This is a genomic window from Klebsiella sp. LY (assembly GCF_004010915.1).
GTDB classification, from domain to species: Bacteria; Pseudomonadota; Gammaproteobacteria; order Enterobacterales; family Enterobacteriaceae; genus Klebsiella; species Klebsiella quasipneumoniae.
This window is the reverse complement of the sequence record NZ_CP022444.1, coordinates 1,156,995-1,175,607: the sequence shown is the minus strand read 5'-3', so window position 1 is coordinate 1,175,607 and position 18,613 is coordinate 1,156,995. Positions and strand designations below refer to the sequence as shown.

General features: G+C 57.2%; 18 protein-coding genes. 9 read left to right on the top strand and 9 right to left on the bottom strand.

Annotation, left to right across the window (positions count from 1 at the left end):
• Positions 1 to 52 precede the first annotated feature (52 nt).
• From ppx to purM, 4 genes are all read right to left on the bottom strand, one after another.
• On the bottom strand, positions 53 to 1,585 hold the full coding sequence (ppx, locus tag CE636_RS08470) for an exopolyphosphatase (RefSeq protein WP_004201914.1): 1,533 nt from the start codon (positions 1,583 to 1,585) through the stop codon (positions 53 to 55).
• Positions 1,586 to 1,588: 3 nt separating this feature from the next.
• The gene (ppk1, locus tag CE636_RS08465; protein ID WP_002913838.1) at positions 1,589 to 3,649 is read right to left on the bottom strand and encodes a polyphosphate kinase 1; all 2,061 of its coding nucleotides are present in this window, start codon (positions 3,647 to 3,649) and stop codon (positions 1,589 to 1,591) included.
• 179 nt (positions 3,650 to 3,828) lie between these two features.
• Positions 3,829 to 4,470: a phosphoribosylglycinamide formyltransferase gene (purN, locus tag CE636_RS08460; RefSeq protein ID WP_004201920.1), complete on the bottom strand. Its 642-nt coding sequence runs from the start codon at positions 4,468 to 4,470 to the stop codon at positions 3,829 to 3,831.
• Positions 4,467 to 5,504, bottom strand: coding sequence for a phosphoribosylformylglycinamidine cyclo-ligase (purM, locus tag CE636_RS08455; protein WP_004201922.1), 1,038 nt, complete (start codon positions 5,502 to 5,504; stop codon positions 4,467 to 4,469). Before purM ends, purN begins: the two co-directional genes overlap by 4 nt.
• Positions 5,505 to 5,767: 263 nt before the next feature.
• Here purM and bglK point away from each other — a divergent pair, with 263 nt between their 5' ends.
• From bglK to CE636_RS08430, 5 genes are all read left to right on the top strand, one after another.
• Positions 5,768 to 6,661, top strand: a complete 894-nt coding sequence (gene bglK / locus CE636_RS08450; RefSeq protein ID WP_017900443.1) for a beta-glucoside kinase BglK — start codon at positions 5,768 to 5,770, stop codon at positions 6,659 to 6,661.
• A 9-nt stretch (positions 6,662 to 6,670) separates the two neighbouring features.
• Complete coding sequence (locus tag CE636_RS08445; RefSeq protein WP_017900444.1) at positions 6,671 to 8,101, top strand: 6-phospho-beta-glucosidase; 1,431 nt, start codon at positions 6,671 to 6,673, stop codon at positions 8,099 to 8,101.
• Positions 8,102 to 8,327: 226 nt separating this feature from the next.
• Positions 8,328 to 8,954, top strand: a complete 627-nt coding sequence (gene upp / locus CE636_RS08440) for a uracil phosphoribosyltransferase (RefSeq protein ID WP_004201927.1) — start codon at positions 8,328 to 8,330, stop codon at positions 8,952 to 8,954.
• A gap of 86 nt (positions 8,955 to 9,040) precedes the next feature.
• A complete protein-coding gene (gene uraA, locus CE636_RS08435) occupies positions 9,041 to 10,327 on the top strand; it encodes a uracil permease (protein ID WP_017900445.1) in 1,287 nt (428 codons plus the stop codon).
• A 98-nt stretch (positions 10,328 to 10,425) separates the two neighbouring features.
• On the top strand, positions 10,426 to 11,127 hold the full coding sequence (locus CE636_RS08430; RefSeq protein ID WP_020947395.1) for a DnaA inactivator Hda: 702 nt from the start codon (positions 10,426 to 10,428) through the stop codon (positions 11,125 to 11,127).
• Here the strand turns inward: CE636_RS08430 and CE636_RS08425 are convergent.
• The 3 genes from CE636_RS08425 to bepA all read right to left on the bottom strand — a co-directional run bounded on the left by CE636_RS08425 (position 11,124) and on the right by bepA (position 14,006).
• On the bottom strand, positions 11,124 to 12,047 hold the full coding sequence (locus CE636_RS08425; protein WP_017900446.1) for an Rpn family recombination-promoting nuclease/putative transposase: 924 nt from the start codon (positions 12,045 to 12,047) through the stop codon (positions 11,124 to 11,126). The genes CE636_RS08430 and CE636_RS08425 overlap by 4 nt on opposite strands.
• A gap of 126 nt (positions 12,048 to 12,173) precedes the next feature.
• Positions 12,174 to 12,533: an arsenate reductase (glutaredoxin) gene (gene arsC, locus CE636_RS08420; RefSeq protein ID WP_004201931.1), complete on the bottom strand. Its 360-nt coding sequence runs from the start codon at positions 12,531 to 12,533 to the stop codon at positions 12,174 to 12,176.
• A 9-nt stretch (positions 12,534 to 12,542) separates the two neighbouring features.
• A complete protein-coding gene (bepA, locus tag CE636_RS08415; protein WP_004201932.1) occupies positions 12,543 to 14,006 on the bottom strand; it encodes a beta-barrel assembly-enhancing protease in 1,464 nt (487 codons plus the stop codon).
• 51 nt (positions 14,007 to 14,057) lie between these two features.
• Here bepA and CE636_RS28625 point away from each other — a divergent pair, with 51 nt between their 5' ends.
• Both CE636_RS28625 and CE636_RS08410 read left to right on the top strand, forming a co-directional pair.
• A complete protein-coding gene (locus CE636_RS28625) occupies positions 14,058 to 14,174 on the top strand; it encodes a hypothetical protein (RefSeq protein ID WP_032425793.1) in 117 nt (38 codons plus the stop codon).
• A 54-nt stretch (positions 14,175 to 14,228) separates the two neighbouring features.
• A complete protein-coding gene (locus tag CE636_RS08410) occupies positions 14,229 to 15,293 on the top strand; it encodes an AI-2E family transporter (protein WP_004201933.1) in 1,065 nt (354 codons plus the stop codon).
• A 60-nt stretch (positions 15,294 to 15,353) separates the two neighbouring features.
• On the opposite strand, the gene bcp is transcribed toward CE636_RS08410, so the two are convergent.
• Together bcp and CE636_RS08400 are read right to left on the bottom strand one after the other, a co-directional pair.
• Entirely contained in the window at positions 15,354 to 15,824 is a 471-nt protein-coding gene (gene bcp, locus CE636_RS08405; protein ID WP_004201935.1) for a thioredoxin-dependent thiol peroxidase, read from the bottom strand.
• Positions 15,825 to 15,827: 3 nt separating this feature from the next.
• Complete coding sequence (locus CE636_RS08400; protein WP_002913804.1) at positions 15,828 to 16,394, bottom strand: glycine cleavage system transcriptional repressor; 567 nt, start codon at positions 16,392 to 16,394, stop codon at positions 15,828 to 15,830.
• Between the two features lie 153 nt (positions 16,395 to 16,547).
• On the opposite strand from CE636_RS08400, the gene dapA reads away from it, so the two are divergent.
• Together dapA and bamC are read left to right on the top strand one after the other, a co-directional pair.
• Entirely contained in the window at positions 16,548 to 17,426 is an 879-nt protein-coding gene (gene dapA, locus CE636_RS08395; protein WP_017900447.1) for a 4-hydroxy-tetrahydrodipicolinate synthase, read from the top strand.
• Between the two features lie 16 nt (positions 17,427 to 17,442).
• A complete protein-coding gene (gene bamC / locus CE636_RS08390; RefSeq protein WP_004201942.1) occupies positions 17,443 to 18,477 on the top strand; it encodes an outer membrane protein assembly factor BamC in 1,035 nt (344 codons plus the stop codon).
• Positions 18,478 to 18,613: the final 136 nt, after the last annotated feature.

The window sequence follows — 18,613 nt, the reverse complement described above, 5'->3', positions numbered from 1 at the left end:
CGTAAAAAAGCCGGGCGCGATGGCCCGGCTCGCATGATATCCATAGAGGCGATCAGGCGTCTGGCTCTTCTTCCGCAATTTTCAGCAGCCACTCCGGCACACCTTCCCAGTACTGCTGCTCTTTTTCCAGATCCAGCAGCACCAGCGCATTCTGGCTAAACCAGTTGTGCGGGAAGGTCAGCGTCCAGTGGTGAGCTTCCGTCTGCAGCCGTAGCGTCGGCGGCGTGGTGGTGGCCTGACGCTGGTTGTTCAGCAGCACGCCGAGGCGCAGCAGCTGGATCAGCGGCAGAAACTGCTTTTTCCTGAACAGCGTAAAGCGCGGCAGATCGTCGAGTTTTATCGCTTTGCGATGATAGCGCACCAGGGTGGCCATCAGCATCTGCTGCTCCTGGTTGAAGCCCGGCAGGTCGCTGTTCTGCAGAATATAGGCCGAGTGGCGGTGCATGCCGCTGTGGTTAATATTCAGGCCCACCTCATGGAGCATCACCGCCCACTTCAACAGCGCCGCCAGGTGCGGATTGGCCAGCTTGGGATTCTGCTCCTGCCACTGCTCCAGCATAAGGGTGGTGGTTTCCAGCACCCGGCGCGCCTGTTCGCGATCGATGTTGTACTGATTCGCCAGACTCTGCGCCGTACGGCTACGAATATCCTGGTGGCGGAAGCGGCCTTCCATTTCGTACAGCACGCCTTCACGCAGCGCGCCATCAGACAGACGAAGCTCTTTAATGGCTAGCGCGTCAAATACGCCGCACAGAATGGCCAGCCCCGGGGCAAAGACCGCTTTACGATCTTCCGAGAGGCCGGGCAGGCTGAGCGCGTCGAAGTTTTTATGCTTCAGCAGTTCACTGACCAGCATTTCGAGGCGCTCCGGCGTAATAAACCCGTCCTTCTCGCCCATAGCCACCAGCACTTCCTGGGCGGCCTTAATGGTACCGGAGGCGCCCAGCGCCACGGTCCAGCCCTGAATACGGAACTGCCAGGCCAGGGTTTCCAGTTTTTGCACCGCCGCCAGGCGAGCGCGCTGGAAATTTTCTTTATTGATGGTCCCGCCGGGGAAGTAGGCCTGGGAGAAACTCACGCAGCCCATGCGACGGCTTTCCACCAGCCGGGGCTCAAAATCTTCACCGATGACCAGCTCGGTCGAACCGCCGCCGATATCAATCACCAGCTTACGGCCGCGCTCCGGCTGCGTGTGCTCCACGCCCATAAAAATCAGGCGCGCTTCTTCATTACCGGAGATGATCTCGATCGGGTAGGGGATCACTTTTTCCGCGCGTTTAAGAAACTCTGCCGCATTGGTCGCCTGGCGCAGCGTATGCGTCCCGACGATGCAGACGCTGGAAGGGGAGAACCCCTGCAGGCGTTCGGCAAACAGCGACAGGCAGTTCAGCCCGCGGGTCATGGCTTCTTCGCTCAACACCGAGTTTTCATCGAGGCCATCGGCCAGATGTACGCGCTGTTTCAGGCGTCCGATGATCTGCATGGCGCCGTCGACGACACGGGCGATCACCATATGAAAACTGTTCGAACCAAGGTCAACCGCAGCGAACTCCTGCGGCCGAGGGGTTTTTTCGTTTATTGGCATAGGTTAGTCGGGTTGTTCGAGTGATTTGAGATAATCGTAAATCGCCATCTGAGCGCGTACTTTACGGCGATTGCCGCGCGGCACATAGCGATTACTCAGTTCTTTATCAAGATAGCGCGCTTTTACCGTATCGTTGAACAAGATATCAAAAATATCCAGCACCCGCTGTTTCAGGCGCGGGTCGAGCAGCGGGGCGGCAACTTCGATGCGATAATCGATATTACGCGTCATCCAGTCGGCAGAGGAGAGCCAGACCTGCTTATCGCCACCGTTTTCAAAACAATAGACCCGGTCATGCTCGAGGAAGCGGTCCACAATGCTGATGACGCGAATATTTTCGCTGATGCCTTCCAGACCGGGGATCAGCGAGCACATGCCGCGGATTAACAGGTTGACCGGCACGCCGGAGCTGGAGGCGGCATACAGTCTGTCTACCAGTCCTTTATCCACCAGGTTGTTCAGCTTCAGGGTAATACCGGACGGTTGCCCGTTCTGCGCATTGGCGATCTCGCGGTCGATCATCTCATACAGCAGACGACGCGAGTTCTGCGGCGACACCAGCAGGTAATCGAAGCTGACCGGGCGGTAGGGGTTTTCAATAAAGTTAAACACCCGGCGAACTTCATTGGTAATGCGCGCATCGGCGGTTAACAGCGAATAGTCGGTATAGATCCGCGCGGTCTTCTCGTTGAAGTTACCGGTGCCGATGTGGGCGTAGCGCACGACCTCATCGCCTTCTTTACGCGAGATCAGGAACAGCTTGGCGTGGATTTTCAGGCCCGGCGCGGAGAAGATAACGTGGACGCCCGCTTCCGTCAGGCGTTTCGCCCAGTGAATGTTGGCCTCTTCGTCAAAACGCGCCTGCAGCTCCACCACTACGGTGACTTTTTTACCGTTGTGGGCGGCGTGGATCATCGCGTCGATGATGCGCGAATCCTTGGCCACGCGGTAGATGTTGATTTTGATCGCCAGTACGCTGGGGTCGAACGAGGCCTGACGCAGCAGCTCCAGCACATGCTCAAAAGTATGATAGGGGTAGTAGAGCAGCACATCGCGTTCGCGAATGGCGTCGAAGCCGTTGCGGAATTTATCAAACCACAGATGACGCAGGCGCGGCATAGGTTTATTGACCAGATTGGCCTTACCCACGTTCGGGAAGCCGATAAAGTCTTTGAAGTTGTGATAGCGGCCGCCCGGCAGCATTGAGTCATAGTTGGAGATGGAGAGCTTATCGCGCAGCATTTCGACCATCGCGTCCGGCATATCGCGCTGGTAGACGAAGCGAACCGGCTCGGCGGTCAGGCGCTGTTTCAGGCTGGAGGACATCAGCTCCATCAGGCTCGACTCCATCTCATGCACCAGATCGTACTCGGCGTCACGGGTCATTTTCATCGAGTAGGCGTTCAGCGCATCGTAATCAAAGAAGCCTTTAAAGATGTCGTCCAGGCAATAGCGCAGAATGTTATCCAGCAGGATCATTGGTTTACGGCGGCGAGGCGCTTCCGGCGGCAGGTTTACGAAGCGCGGGACCTTATCCGACGGAATTTCCAGCAGGGCATAGTTGATGTTCTCCCCGCGGATAATCTCCACCGCCAGATAGGTGTAATCATCTTTCAGGAACTGCACGAGGTCCGTTTCGCGGTTAATCAGGATCGGCGAGATATGCTGCCGCAAATACTGTTTAAAGTAGTTGCGCAGCCAGGCCTGCTGATTGACGGACAGCTGGCGCTCGTTGATCAGGAAGATCTGGTTGCGCGCCATCTCCAGCAGCAGTTCGTTATACAGACTATCGAATTCCTGATCGGCCTTCAGAACGCGGGCCTGGATTTTGCCTAACAGGTGGCGAGAATGGGCGGTACTGCCTTGTTCTTCACTGATAATAATCCGGCGCTTAAGCTCAGCGAAGCGCACTTTGTAAAACTCATCAAGGTTGTTGGAGTAGATCCCTAAGAAGCGCATGCGCTCAATCAGCGGGTTACTCTTGTCCGCCGCTTCCTGCAGCACGCGCTCGTTAAAAGACAACCAGCTGAGTTCTTTTTCGATGTATAGCTTTTCCTGGCCCATTACCGCTCACACTCCGTTTTACTCACAGGACGTAGACTATTATGACGAATTTTTCTGCATAGCGATTTACTGTGTCACAACTATATGACAGTAAGAAGAATTATTTCTGTGAGATGTTTGATTAATAAACAATTTTAATTAAAAAAAAGCCCCGCGATGGCGAAAGGCGGGGCTGTTGTTCATTCTTCAGCGGCATAGCCCTGGGGGGGAAGCTGTCGTTCATCCAGCCAGGCGTGGTTGCCCACCATGCGCAGACGCCCCTCGACGAACCAGCTTATCACCAGCGGATAAATGGCATGTTCCTGGGTCTGTACCCGCGCCGTAACCTCTTCCTCGCTGTCGCCAGCAAAGACCGGCACTTTGGCCTGCAGGATAACCGGACCGCCATCCAGCTCATCGGTGACGAAGTGCACCGAGGTCCCATGCTCCTCGTCACCGTTTTCCAGCACCTGGCGATGGGTATGCAGGCCAGGATACTTCGGCAGTAACGAAGGGTGGATGTTCAGCAGTCGTCCCTGATAGTGGCTGACAAAGGCCGGGCTAAGGATACGCATATAGCCCGCCAGCACCACCAGATCCGGGGCGTAGGCGTCAATTTCATGCATCAGCTGACGATCGAACGCTTCCCGGTCGGCAAACTGACTTTGCGCCAGCGCGTGGGCCGGGATCCCGGCCGCGCGCGCGCGCTCAAGGCCGAACGCATCGGCCTTGTTACTGAATACCGCACGCAGGGTGCCGTTTATCTGTTTCCGGCCACAGGCGTCGATGATCGCCTGCAAATTACTGCCGCTACCGGAAATCAGCACCACAATGTTTTTCATGCAATGACCACACGCTGTTCGGAATCGGAGGCTTTGATATACCCGATTTTCCACGCGTTTTCACCTTTCTCGTTCAGCAGGGCAATGGCCTTGTCTGCTTCTGCTGCCGGCAGGGCGATAACCATCCCCACGCCGCAGTTAAAGGTACGGTACATCTCATGCTGGCTGACGTTACCGGCGGTTTGCAGCCAGTTGAAAACGGACGGCCACTGCCAGGAAGACTCATCAATCACCGCCTGGGTGTTGTCCGGCAGTACGCGCGGGATGTTTTCCCAGAAGCCGCCGCCGGTCAGATGGGCGATGGCGTGGACGTCAACGCTGGCAATAAGGTCGAGAACCGATTTCACATAGATGCGGGTCGGCGCCAGCAAATGGTCGGCCAGCGGTTTGCCGTCAAGGTCGGTGGTCTGTGGGTCAACGCCGCTAACTTCAATAATCTTACGCACCAGCGAATAGCCGTTAGAGTGCGGGCCGCTGGAGGCCAGCGCCACCAGCACATCGCCGTCAGCGACTTTGCTACCGTCGATGATTTCTGATTTTTCCACCACCCCGACGCAAAAACCCGCCACGTCGTAATCTTCGCCGTGGTACATCCCCGGCATCTCTGCGGTCTCACCGCCCACCAGCGCGCAACCGGACTGCAGGCAGCCTTCGGCGATGCCGTTGATGACGCTGGCTGCGGTATCGACGTCCAGTTTACCGGTGGCGTAGTAATCAAGGAAAAACAGCGGTTCAGCGCCCTGAACCACCAGGTCGTTCACGCACATGGCGACCAGGTCGATGCCGATGGTGTCGTGACGCTTCAGATCCATTGCCAGACGCAGCTTGGTACCGACGCCGTCGGTGCCGGAGACCAGTACCGGCTCGCGGTATTTCTGCGGCAGTGCGCACAGCGCGCCGAATCCGCCCAGTCCACCCATCACTTCCGGGCGACGGGTTTTCTTCACCACGCCCTTAATACGGTCGACGAGAGCGTTGCCTGCATCAATATCCACGCCGGCATCTTTATAGCTGAGAGAGGTTTTGTCGGTCACTGCGAAGTCTCCACGCGTTTGCGGTAAGCAAGAAAAATCGGCGCAATTCTAACAGGGAAAGCAAACGTTTGCGAGCCTGCTTTACAGTCGGCTTAAAACCGTTGGCGGATGGTCAAATTTGATACTGCTCACGAAAATGAAACCGGGTACAACCTTGTGCTTGCCTCAGTGTCAGGTAATCCCCATCATATTACTGAAACCGGTTTCTGTGATTGATCGCCGTATGGATTACCGGTGATTTATGTTCGACAGGGGAGGGATGAATGAAGATTGCGGCATTTGATATCGGTGGCACCGCGTTAAAGATGGGCGTCATGACCCGCGACGGAAGGCTGCTGGAAACCGCGAAGCAGTCAATCAATGACAGCGATGGCGATCATATCTTACAGACCATGCTGTCGTGGCTGGCGGCCCACCCGTCATGCGAAGGCATTGCCATCAGCGCGCCGGGCTATGTCGATCCGCACAGCGGATTTATCACCATGGGCGGCGCTATCCGTCGCTTTGATAACTTCGCCATGAAATCATGGCTCGAGACGCGAACCGGGCTGCCGGTCTCGGTGGAAAACGACGCCAACTGTGTGCTGCTTGCCGAGCGCTGGCAGGGTAAAGCGGCGGAGATGGCCAATTTTCTGGTGCTCACTATCGGCACTGGCATCGGTGGAGCGATTTTTTGCCAACATCAGCTGATCCACGGGGCGCGTTTTCGCGCCGGCGAGTTCGGCTATATGCTTACCGATCGTCCCGGCGGACGCGATCCCCGTCGCTACTCGATGAATGAAAACTGCACCCTGCGGGTGCTGCGCTATCGCTATGCAGAACATATTGGCGCGCCGCTGGATAGCGTCACTGGCGAAATGATTTTTGACCGCTATGACGCCGGCGACCCGGTTTGCCAGCGTCTGGTCGCCGAGTTCTTCAATGGCCTGGGCCATGGCCTTTATAACCTCGTCAATATCTTCGATCCGCAGACCATTTTTATCGGCGGCGGCGTTGTGGAACGTCCTGGATTTCTGACGCTGCTGCGCCAGCATCTGGCCTGGTTCGGCATTGCCGACTATCTCGATACCGTCAGTCACGGCAACGATGCCGGCCTGATTGGCGCGGTTTACCATTTCAATCAGCACTATCGTTCGCCTGGCGACGATCGACCTTAGGGAGAGACTATGTCCGGATTTAAAGAAGGTTTTCTGTGGGGCGGCGCGGTGGCGGCGCATCAGTTAGAGGGCGGCTGGCAGGAGGGGGGCAAGGGGGTCAGCGTGGCGGATGTGATGACCGCCGGCGCCCACGGCGTGCCGCGGGAAATCACCGACGGCGTGGTGGCGGGAAAAAACTACCCGAACCATGAGGCGATCGATTTTTATCATCGCTACCCGCAGGACCTGGCGCTGTTTGCCGAAATGGGCTTCAAATGTTTCCGCACCTCGATTGCCTGGACGCGTATTTTCCCGCAGGGCGATGAACAGGAGCCGAACGAGGCTGGCCTGCAGTTTTATGACGATCTGTTCGACGAATGTCTGAAACACGGTATTGAACCGGTCATTACGCTGTCGCATTTTGAAATGCCCTATCACCTGGTCACCGAGTACGGCGGCTGGCGTAACCGCAAGCTGATCGACTTTTTCGTGCGCTTCGCCAGGGTCGTCTTCACCCGCTATCAGCATAAAGTGAAGTACTGGATGACCTTCAACGAGATCAACAACCAGGCTAACTACCATGAGGACTTCGCCCCTTTCACCAACTCCGGTCTGAAGTATTTGCCGGGTGAAGATCGGGAACCGGTAATGTACCAGGCCGCACATTATGAGCTGGTGGCCAGCGCCCTGGCGGTGAAAGCGGCGCGCGAGATCAACCCTGCTCTGCAGATAGGCTGCATGATCGCCATGTGCCCTATCTATCCGCTGACCTGCGCGCCGGACGATATGATGATGGCGATGAACGCCATGCACCGTCGGTACTGGTTCACCGATGTCCACGTGCGCGGCCGCTATCCGCAGCATCTGCTCAACTATTTTGCCCGCCGCGGCTTTAGCCTGGACATCACCGAAGCCGATCGTCAGGCGTTAACCGAAGGCTGTGTCGACTACATCGGCTTTAGCTACTATATGTCCTTCGCCACCAAAGCCACCGAAGACAACCCCTTGCTCGATTATGATGAAACCACCAGCCTGGTCTCCAACCCGTACGTGAAAAAGTCGGACTGGGGCTGGCAGATTGATCCGGTCGGCCTGCGCTATTCTCTGAACTGGTTCTGGGATCACTATCAGCTACCGCTGTTTATTGTCGAAAACGGTTTTGGCGCGATCGATGTTCGTGAAGCGGACGGCAGCGTGGATGACCAGTACCGTATCGATTATCTCTCCGCGCATATAGCGGAGATGAAAAAGGCGGTGGTCGAGGATGGCGTCGATCTGATGGGTTATACCCCGTGGGGCTGTATCGATCTGGTTTCCGCCGGAACGGGGGAGATGAAAAAACGCTACGGCTTTATCTACGTGGATAAAGATAATGAAGGCAACGGCACGCTGGAGCGCAGTAAGAAGAAGTCGTTCGACTGGTATAAGAAGGTGATTGCCAGCAACGGGGAGCAGCTATAATTCCCCCGTGGCGCTGCGCTTATCGGGCCGGCGGGGTTTGCGGTCCGGGTAAGCGTTAGCGCCGCCCGGCAGAACCCCGCGCTAAAACCGGAGCCTCGCCTCCGGTTTTTTTGTCTCTAAATCACTTTGCTTGATATACGTCAAGCAAGATGGGTATGGCCTAATCCGAAAAAAGCGGTATAATCCCGCGATTTTTTTTGTGGCTGCCCCTCAGAGGAGAAAGAGAATGAAGATTGTGGAAGTCAAACACCCACTCGTCAAACACAAGCTGGGCCTGATGCGCGAGCACGACATCAGCACCAAACGCTTCCGTGAACTCGCCTCTGAAGTGGGCAGCTTACTGACTTATGAAGCCACCGCCGATCTGGCGACCGAGAAAGTGACCATCGAAGGCTGGAACGGCCCGGTGGAAGTTGAGCAGATCAAGGGCAAGAAAATTACCGTCGTGCCAATCCTGCGCGCAGGCCTCGGCATGATGGAAGGGGTACTTGAGCACGTGCCGAGCGCGCGTATCAGCGTGGTGGGTATTTATCGCAATGAAGAAACCCTCGAGCCGGTACCTTACTTCCAGAAGCTGGTGTCCAACATCGATGAGCGTATGGCGCTGGTGGTTGACCCGATGCTGGCCACCGGTGGGTCGATGATCGCCACTATCGATCTGCTGAAAAACGCCGGCTGCACCAGCATCAAGGTGCTGGTACTAGTGGCGGCGCCGGAAGGAATTGCCGCGCTGGAGAAAGCGCACCCGGACGTTGAGCTGTACACCGCCTCTGTCGATAAGGGACTGAACGAGCACGGGTACATCATTCCCGGTCTCGGCGATGCCGGCGACAAGATCTTTGGTACGAAATAATCGCATAACGATAAATAAGCCGACTTTGAGAGTCGGCTTTTTTTTGAATAAAACACACATAACTAACCATCTCAGAGGAAAACACTATGACGCGCCGTGCTATCGGGGTGAGTGAAAGACCGCCGCTTTTACAGACTATCCCGCTTAGTTTGCAGCACCTGTTTGCCATGTTTGGCGCAACGGTGCTGGTGCCAATCCTGTTCCACATCAACCCGGCCACCGTGCTGCTGTTCAACGGTATTGGTACGCTGCTGTACCTCTTTATCTGTAAAGGCAAAATCCCGGCGTATCTGGGATCGAGTTTCGCCTTTATCTCTCCAGTGCTGCTCCTGCTGCCGCTGGGCTATGAAGTGGCGCTGGGCGGTTTCATTATGTGCGGCGTGCTGTTCTGCCTCGTCTCCTTTATTGTCAAAAAAGCCGGTACCGGCTGGCTGGATGTGATGTTCCCCCCGGCGGCGATGGGGGCCATCGTGGCGGTTATCGGTCTGGAGCTGGCGGGCGTGGCGGCCAACATGGCCGGGCTGCTGCCGGCCGACGGCCAGTCGCCGGACAGTAAAACCATTATTATCTCGATGGTGACCCTGGCGGTGACGGTGTTTGGTTCGGTCCTGTTCCGCGGCTTCCTGGCGATTATCCCGATCCTGATTGGCGTTCTGGTGGGCTATGCGCTGTCGTTTGTGATGGGCGTGGTCGATACCACCCCGATCGCCGAAGCGCACTGGTTCGCGCTGCCAACCTTCTACACGCCGCGTTTTGAATGGTTCGCCATCTTCACCATTCTGCCCGCTGCGCTGGTGGTGATTGCCGAGCACGTCGGTCACCTGGTGGTGACGGCTAATATCGTCAAACGCGATCTGATCCGCGACCCGGGCCTGCATCGTTCGATGTTTGCCAATGGCCTGTCGACGATCGTTTCCGGCTTCTTCGGCTCGACGCCTAACACCACCTACGGGGAAAATATCGGCGTGATGGCGATTACCCGCGTCTACAGCACCTGGGTTATCGGCGGCGCGGCGATCATTGCGATTCTGCTCTCCTGCGTCGGCAAACTGGCGGCGGCGATCCAGATCATCCCGGTGCCGGTGATGGGCGGCGTGTCGCTGCTGCTGTACGGGGTAATCGGCGCCTCAGGGATCCGCGTACTGATTGAATCGAAGGTGGATTACAGCAAGGCGCAGAATCTGATTCTCACCTCCGTGATCCTGATCATCGGCGTCAGCGGTGCCAAAGTGCACATCGGTGCCGCTGAGCTGAAAGGGATGGCCCTGGCCACCATCGTCGGTATCGCACTCAGCCTGATTTTCAAGCTTATCAGCGTCCTGCGTCCGGAAGAGGTGGTTCTCGACGCCGCGGATAGCGAAGAGGTTAAATAACGATCGTCTGACCGGGCGGCGATCCCGCCCGGTTCTCTCCGGACCTAAATCTGTGATAAACTCTTCGCGTTTTTCTGTAAGCCTATGTTGAGGTCCATCTGAACGCACCGGCACAGCTCTCTTTGCCACTGTATCTTCCTGACGACGAAACCTTCGCGAGTTTCTGGCCGGGTGATAATCCTTCCCTACTTGCTGCCCTCCAGAACGTACTGCGCCAGGAACACAGCGGGTATATTTATATCTGGTCACGTGAAGGGGCGGGTCGCAGCCACCTGTTACACGCCGCCTGCGCCGAGCTTTCCCAGCGCGGGGATGCCGTGGGCTACGTGCCGCTGGATAAACGCACCTGGTTTGTGCCGGAGGTGCTGGAGGGGATGGAACAGCTGGCGCTGGTCTGCATCGATAACATCGAGTGCGTCGCCGGGGATGAGCCCTGGGAAATGGCCATCTTTAATCTCTACAACCGGATCCTGGAATCAGGTAAAACCCGTCTGCTGATCACCGGGGATCGGCCGCCGCGGCAACTGAATCTTGGTCTGCCGGATCTCGCCTCGCGGCTTGACTGGGGGCAGATCTATAAGTTGCAGCCGCTGTCGGATGAAGACAAGCTGCAGGCCCTGCAGCTGCGCGCCAGACTGCGCGGCTTCGAGATGCCGGAGGACGTATGCCGCTTCCTGCTGAAGCGGCTGGATCGCGAAATGCGCTCGCTGTTTATGACCCTCGATCAGCTGGATCATGCCTCGATTACCGCTCAGCGCAAGCTGACGATCCCCTTCGTGAAAGAGATCCTTAAACTCTAGTCCGCCTGCGGAGTCAGTTCCTCCTCCGTCAGCCCGGTCAACCGGGCGACCAGATCGCGCGCCAGGCCACTGTGTAGCATAGCGGCGGCGATACGCTGCGCCTCTTCCTTCCGGCCTTCCTGACGGCCCTGCGCCAGGCCCTGCGCCAGGCCCCGCTCCAGGCCTTGTTGTTCCAGATATTCCGCAATTGTCATCAACGTCTCCTTGTGCTGCGGCGTACGTAACGCCAGCTCGCGAATGAACTTGATCGGCTCTCGCGCGTTGCCTGCCTGCACCAGATAGTGCATCAGGGCTTGTACCTGCGATTCCGTCGCCAGACCAGTCAATAATAATTCGCTCAGCTTGTCGAGGAGCTGCGCCAGATCGCGTTGTCGAATATGTTTTTGCAGTAACTCCAGCGTCGCCATGCGCTGATGGGTGGCAATGTCGTCATCCGGAATGACGGTAATGTCCGCCAGCGGAAACGCCCCGTGATAAAGGTGGCCGGCCAGCTCCGGAGCGACGAATTCATCGAGCCAGCGCAGCGAGAACGGGTAGGGGCTCACCAGACCGTGGTAGAAGAGAACAGGGATCACCAGCGGCAGCCGATCGTGGCCGGCATCAAGGTGGCGCTGCATGGCGGCGATGGCGTAGCGCATCAGACGAAAGGCCATATGCCGATCGGGCGTGCTTTGGTGTTCGATAAGCGCATAAATATAGCCGTCTCCCGCCGTGGTTTTCAGGGAATACAGAATGTCGGCGTAAAAGGGACGCAGATCGTCTTCGACAAAATGCCCGGACTCGAGATGCAGCGTACGCAGATCGCACACCTTAAGCAGCGTCTCGGGCAGGTACAGCCGCAGAAAATCGCGGGCGGTATCAGGATGGGAGAGATAGCTCTTAAATACGGCATCATGAGGCGTTGAGGTTGGTTTTTTCATGTTCATCCGTCCAGTGGATTGAGCGATAGATGAACAGTAGCACTGCAAGGCGGGCGGGAGGGATTGGCGTGGAAGATCTGGAATCGGCTACGTAAAAAAGCGCCGCGATAGCGCGGCGCGGGTGGGTTAGCTTACGATCTCGAGGACCTGCTCCGGCGGTCGGCCAATACGCGCCTGGCCGCGGCTAACGACAATGGGGCGTTCGATAAGCTTAGGATTGGCGACCATCGCCTGTATCAGCGCCGCGTCGCTGAGCGCCGGGTCGGCAAGATTGAGCGATTTATACAGATCCTCTTTCTGGCGCATGAGCTCGCGGGGGCTCTCCATACCCAGCAGCTGCAGCAGTTGACGCAGCGTCCCGGCATCCGGTGGCGTCTCAAGATAAAGCACCACCTCAGGATCGATGCCGTGGCTCTTCAACAGGCTCAGCGTTTCGCGGCTCTTCGAGCAGCGTGGGTTATGGTAAATTTTTACCGCGTCGGTCATGGGGTCTCCTTACATTTTTTGGTAGGGGCGGAAGCGGGCCTGTAGCTCACGTAGCTGGTCGATGCGGGCATCGTAGCGGGCCTGCTGCAGACTACCGAGTTTCACTTGCGAGCTGGCGCTGCTGAGCAGGGAAATCGCCTGTTCCAGCTGGCCGACCAGCGCCATGCTTTCTGCCCGCGCCGCCAGCTCCTGGTCGCGATTGCCCAGGGCGCCTTCCGCCTGAGCCAGCAGGTCCCAGCCGTTGCCATCCTCTTTATAGGTAAAGGTATAACGATTCAGGATGGTCGCCGCTTCCCCGGGCTGGCCGCCCTGCAGCAGGGCGTTGGCCAGGTTCAACTGCAGCACCGGATTGGTGCGCAGCTCGCGGGCGTTTTTAAGGCGGTTGATGGCGTCGCCGGTTTTCTTCTGCCCGAGGTCGATATCGGTAGCCAGATCGAGATACCAGGGATTTTGCGGATCGGCGCTGAGCAGCGGCTGCAGCGTTTTGCGCGCCTGGTCAAAGTTGTTGCTTTCCATCGCCAGCAGGGCGCGGCCATACTGCGCGGCATGCTGCTGGCGGATATTGCCTTTATCCCAGGCGTTGAGCAGATCGGTGCCCAGCTTATTGTCGCCGTTGGTGTACATTCCGAGGGTACGCGCCTTCGCCAGATAGAAGTCCGCTGAGGACTGCACGACAACCGGGCGCATCTGGTTGGCGCGGTTACGAGCATCGGCAAGCCGGCTTTCCGGCAGAGGGTGGGTGAGCAGCATTTCCGGCGGCCGCGTCGAGTAGCGCGACTCATCAAGCAGTTTACCCATAAACATCGGCATGGCCTGCGGGTCGAATCCCGAGCGTTGCAGAACCTGAATACCAATCCGGTCGGCCTCTTCTTCGTTCTGGCGGGTGAAGCTGATCATGCCCTGTTGGGTACCGGCCAGCGTCCCGGTCAGCGCCGCCATCCCGGCCTGCGGGCTGGCCATCGCCAGCAGAATTGAACCCAGCGCGCCGACCCAGGTCAGCGGCGCATTGCGCTTCTGATCTTCCATTGCGCGGGCAAGATGCCGCTGCGTAACGTGGGAAATTTCGTGCGCCATGACAGAGGCCAGTTCGCTCTCATTATCGGAATAGCGGAACAGGGCCGAGTGGAGGACCACATTGCCGCCGAAGAAGGCGAAGGCGTTGATTTGGTCGTTATTAATCAAGTAGAAGTGGAACGGGGTGCGCACCGAATTCGCATGCGAGACCAGACGCATGCCCAGCCCGTTGATGTATTGCACCAGCAGAGGGTCGTTGATCAGCGGCGCGCTGCCGCGCAGCTGGCGGACGTAGTAATCCCCCATCTGCATTTCCTGACCAATCGACAGCGTGCTTCCTGCGGAGGTCCCCATGTCCGGCAGGGTATCTGCGGAGTCAGCAAAAGCAGGGCCTAACGAACCCAGCGTCAGCGACGCGATCACGGTCGCCACCAGCGTTTTCTTCAACTGCCTGAACATAACCTCTGTCCTGTAATGTGGGTGTGCCAGTTTGACCGATTGTGCGACGCAATGTTCCCTGGCCGCATCCCAGCGAGTTTAGCTGGCGTTAGACACATTGAAAATAGGTTCTTCACGGCGGAGACGGGTTTGTCTGCTGCGCATCAAAAAGCGAAGTCTTTTTTGTGACATTTCGATACAATTCCTCCGTTTGTCGCCGCTTTGCGCTTCAGGGAAGGTTTTATGCTCGAGATGTTAATGCAGTGGTACCGCCGTCGATTCAGCGACCCTGAGGCGATAGCGCTGCTGGTTATTTTGCTTGCCGGTTTCGGCATCATGTTCTTTTTCAGCGGCCTGCTGGCCCCGTTACTGGTGGCTATCGTGCTGGCCTATTTGCTGGAGTGGCCGACCGTGCGCCTGGAGCGCATCGGTCTGTCGCGCACCTGGGCGACCTCGCTGGTGCTGATCCTCTTCGTGGGCATCCTGCTGTTGCTGGCTTTCGTGGTGCTGCCGGTGGCCTGGCAGCAGGGGATCTACCTTATCCGCGATATGCCGGGCATGCTCAACAAGCTCTCTGATTTTGCCGCCACGCTGCCGCGGCGCTATCCGGCGTTAATGGATGCCGGCATCATCGATGCGATGGCGGAAAATATGCGCACCCGGATGCTGACGGTGGGCGACTCGGTGGTCAAGTATTCTCTCGCCTCGCTGGTGGGGCTGCTTACGCTGGCGGTGTATCTGGTGCTGGTGCCGCTGATGGTCTTCTTCCTGCTGAAGGATAAAGAGCAGATGCTCAACGCGGTACGCCGCGTGCTGCCGCGCAACCGCGGCCTGGCCGGGCAGGTATGGAAGGAGATGAACCAGCAAATCACCAACTACATTCGCGGTAAGGTGCTGGAGATGATTGTCGTCAGCGTCGCCACCTGGATAGGCTTCATCCTTTTCGGCCTCAACTACTCGCTGCTGTTGGCGGTGCTGGTGGGCTTCTCGGTGCTGATCCCCTATATTGGTGCATTTGTGGTGACCATTCCGGTGGTGGGGGTGGCGCTGTTTCAGTTTGGCGCGGGCACCGAGTTCTGGAGTCTGTTCGCGGTCTATCTGATTATTCAGGGGCTTGACGGCAATCTGCTGGTCCCGGTGCTGTTCTCGGAAGCGGTGAATCTGCACCCGCTGGTGATTATCCTGTCGGTGGTGATCTTTGGCGGTTTGTGGGGGTTCTGGGGCGTCTTCTTCGCCATTCCGCTGGCCACGTTGATTAAAGCGGTGGTGCATGCCTGGCCGGATGGCCTGGTGGTCGACGACGACTAAGGCATTGAGGATAAAAAAAGACGCCGGGCGAGGTTCTCTCACCCGGCGTCTTGCTTTGCATCAGGCGTTTTCTTTCAGCCAGTTCAGCACCACGTCGTGGTGATTGCTGGTTTTGAAGTCATCAAAGACGTGTTCGATTTTGCCATCGGCATCGACGAGGAAGCTGATACGGTGGATCCCGTCGTAGGTTTTCCCCATAAAGGATTTTTCGCCCCAGACGCCAAACTGCTCGCAAACCTGATGGTTTTCATCAGACAGCAGCGTAAAGTTCAGCAGCTCTTTTTCGGCGAAGCGGGAGAGCTTTTCCGGTTTATCGGTGCTGATGCCCAGCACTTCCACACCGGCTTTCTTCAGGTCGTCCATGTTGTCGCGCAAGCCGCACGCCTGGACGGTGCAGCCCGGGGTCATGGCCTTCGGGTAAAAATAAACCAGGACACGCTGTCCCTGGAAGTCGGTTAAATTTACTTCCTCGCCGTCCTGGTCCGGTAAGCTAAATTTCGGTGCAAGATCACCGGCTTTCAGTGGGGTCATGGGTTAAACTCCATCCTGTTCATCATGCTGTGAATAATTAACGATGTTAATACTGCCTTGTGCGTTGAGTTCTGTACATAGGGCTTTGAACGCTTGTTCGATATTTGCTGCATTTTGCGTCGCAGGACTGTGGGCAGTTATCTGAATAAAAAGCTGCGCGGAATCACCGTCTCCCGGCTGCGTGCGGGAAACCAGTTCCGCGATATTCATATTCCATGTATCGCACAGGGCAGTGAAGCGCTCGATGATATGCGGTGAGTCCGGCACCTCAACCTGGACCCAGACGGTGTTTGGCATGGCCTGCGGGGGGCGCGCGGTGGTGCGTTTCATCACGATCAACAGCTCCAGCTCCGCGCCTTTCAGCGGCAGGGTTGATTCGATCAGGTTAATCGCATTCCACGACCCGGAAAGCAGCATGATAAACGTAAACTCATCACCGAGCATGGCCAGCCGGCTGTCTTCGATATTACAACCGCAGCTGCTGACGTGGCGAGTGATCGTATTCACGATGCCGGGACGGTCAGCCCCCAGGGCGGTAATAACCAGATAGTGTTGTAATGAGGCTGTCAAACCTGTTCTTCCTTTAAAAAGGTGAGGTAACATTAGGAAAGCATAAAAAAAACCGCCATACAACATCCCTGATGGCGTCGGGTCTCTTGCTTTTATTGCAGCTCCAAACGTAACATTGAGAATCTTGTCGCACTTCTGCTCTGAGGATGGCCCATGTTCACGGGAAGTATTGTAGCGCTTGTCACGCCGATGGATGAAAACGGTAATGTCTGCCGGACAAGCCTGAAAAAACTGATTGATTACCATGTCGCCAACGGAACCTCGGCGATCGTTTCGGTAGGGACTACCGGTGAATCCGCAACGCTGAGCCATGAAGAGCACGGCGATGTGGTGATGATGACGCTGGAACTGGCTGACGGGCGTATCCCGGTGATCGCTGGAACGGGAGCCAATGCAACCGCAGAGGCGATTAGCCTGACCAAGCGTTTTAACGACAGCGGCGTTGTCGGCTGCCTGACGGTCACTCCTTATTATAACCGTCCTACCCAGGAAGGCCTGTTCCAGCACTTTAAAGCTATCGCCGAACATACTGACCTGCCGCAAATTCTGTATAATGTGCCGTCCCGTACTGGTTGCGATATGCTGCCGGAAACCGTTGGCCGTCTGGCGGAAATTAAAAATATTGTCGGTATTAAGGAAGCTACAGGGAACTTAAGTCGCGTTCATCAGATCAAAGAGCTGGTTTCAGACGACTTTATTCTGCTGAGCGGTGACGATGCGACCGGTATGGACTTCATGCAGCTCGGCGGCGTGGGCGTGATTTCCGTCACCGCCAACGTGGCGGCGCGCGAAATGGCCGACATGTGCCGTCTGGCGCTGGCGGGTCAATTTGCCGAAGCCCGGGCGATTAACCAGCGTCTGATGCCATTGCATACAAAATTATTTGTCGAACCCAATCCTATCCCGGTGAAATGGGGATGCAAGGCGTTGGGTCTTGTGGCGACCGATACGCTGCGCTTGCCGATGACGCCTATCACCGACCAGGGTCGTGAAGCCGTTACCGCCGCGCTGAAGCATGCCGGTTTGCTGTAAAGTTTAGGGAGATTTGATGGCTTACTCAGTACAGAAGTCGCGCCTGGCGAAGGTTGCGGGTGTTTCGCTGGTTCTACTCCTCGCGGCCTGTAGTTCCGACTCGCGCTATAAGCGTCAGGTGAGCGGTGATGAGGCCTATTTACAGGCGTCACCGTTGAGCGAACTTCACGCGCCGGCGGGGATGATCCTGCCGATTCAGGTGGGTGATTACAACATTCCGGTGGCCAACAGCACCGGCGCGGTCGGCAAGGCGCTGGACATTCGCCCGCCGGCGCAGCCGCTGGCATTGGTTAGCGGCGCCCGCACCCAGTTCAACGGCGATACCGCGACGCTGATGGTCGAGAACGGCCGCAGCGGTTCGCTGTGGGCGCAGGTTACCAGCATTCTTCAGTCGAAGAACTACGTTATCGCCAAGCGCGATGATGCGAGCCAGACGCTGAACACCGACTGGGTTGAGTGGAACCGTCTTGATGAAGATCAGCAGTATCGCGGTCGTTATCAAATCTCCGTCAAACCGCAGGGCTATCAGCAAGCGGTGGTGGTCAAGCTGGTGAATCTGGAGCAGGCGGGTAAACCGGTTGCCGATCCGGCGTCACTGCAGCGCTACAGCACCGCCATGCTGAACGTCATTTCGGAAGGCCTGGACATGAACGCCACCAGCGCCCAGAACGCCGCCCAGCGCAGCGCGGGCGCCACCTTCGACGTGCAGAGCGCTGCCGACGATACGGGTCTGCCGATGCTCGTTGTTCGCGCGCCGTTTAACATGGTGTGGCAGCGTCTGCCAGGCGCCCTCGAGAAAGTGGGGATGAAAGTGACCGACAGCACGCGCTCTCAGGGCAGCATGGCGCTGACCTACAAGCCGCTGTCTGACAGCAGCTGGCAGGAGCTGGGCGCACGCGACCCGCAGCTGGCCTCCGGTGACTACAAACTTCAGGTCGGCGACCTCGATAACCGCAGTAGCCTGCAGTTCATCGACCCGAAAGGCCACACCCTGACGCAGTCGCAAAATGACGCCCTGGTAGCCGTATTCCAGGCCGCATTTAACAAGTAATCGAAAGGGCTGGAGCAATCCGGCCCTTTTAATATATAGTGACGCAAACGTGTGCGTATACACATCATCCTTCAAATTGCCTCTTTGTTGGCCGCCTTCGTTCACCCCAGTCACTTACTTTTGTAAGCTCCTGGGG

Bases quoted from the DNA above. Each gene is read 5' to 3' on its own strand.
- ppx (WP_004201914.1), bottom strand. From the start codon at position 1,585: ATGCCAATAAACGAAAAAACCCCTCGGCCGCAGGAGTTCGCTGCGGTT.
- ppk1 (WP_002913838.1), bottom strand. From the start codon at position 3,649: ATGGGCCAGGAAAAGCTATACATCGAAAAAGAACTCAGCTGGTTGTCT.
- purN (WP_004201920.1), bottom strand. From the start codon at position 4,470: ATGAAAAACATTGTGGTGCTGATTTCCGGTAGCGGCAGTAATTTGCAG.
- bglK (WP_017900443.1), top strand. From the start codon at position 5,768: ATGAAGATTGCGGCATTTGATATCGGTGGCACCGCGTTAAAGATGGGC.
- CE636_RS08445 (WP_017900444.1), top strand. From the start codon at position 6,671: ATGTCCGGATTTAAAGAAGGTTTTCTGTGGGGCGGCGCGGTGGCGGCG.
- upp (WP_004201927.1), top strand. From the start codon at position 8,328: ATGAAGATTGTGGAAGTCAAACACCCACTCGTCAAACACAAGCTGGGC.
- uraA (WP_017900445.1), top strand. From the start codon at position 9,041: ATGACGCGCCGTGCTATCGGGGTGAGTGAAAGACCGCCGCTTTTACAG.
- CE636_RS08425 (WP_017900446.1), bottom strand. From the start codon at position 12,047: ATGAAAAAACCAACCTCAACGCCTCATGATGCCGTATTTAAGAGCTAT.
- arsC (WP_004201931.1), bottom strand. From the start codon at position 12,533: ATGACCGACGCGGTAAAAATTTACCATAACCCACGCTGCTCGAAGAGC.
- bepA (WP_004201932.1), bottom strand. From the start codon at position 14,006: ATGTTCAGGCAGTTGAAGAAAACGCTGGTGGCGACCGTGATCGCGTCG.
- CE636_RS28625 (WP_032425793.1), top strand. From the start codon at position 14,058: ATGTTCCCTGGCCGCATCCCAGCGAGTTTAGCTGGCGTTAGACACATT.
- CE636_RS08410 (WP_004201933.1), top strand. From the start codon at position 14,229: ATGCTCGAGATGTTAATGCAGTGGTACCGCCGTCGATTCAGCGACCCT.
- bcp (WP_004201935.1), bottom strand. From the start codon at position 15,824: ATGACCCCACTGAAAGCCGGTGATCTTGCACCGAAATTTAGCTTACCG.
- dapA (WP_017900447.1), top strand. From the start codon at position 16,548: ATGTTCACGGGAAGTATTGTAGCGCTTGTCACGCCGATGGATGAAAAC.
- bamC (WP_004201942.1), top strand. From the start codon at position 17,443: ATGGCTTACTCAGTACAGAAGTCGCGCCTGGCGAAGGTTGCGGGTGTT.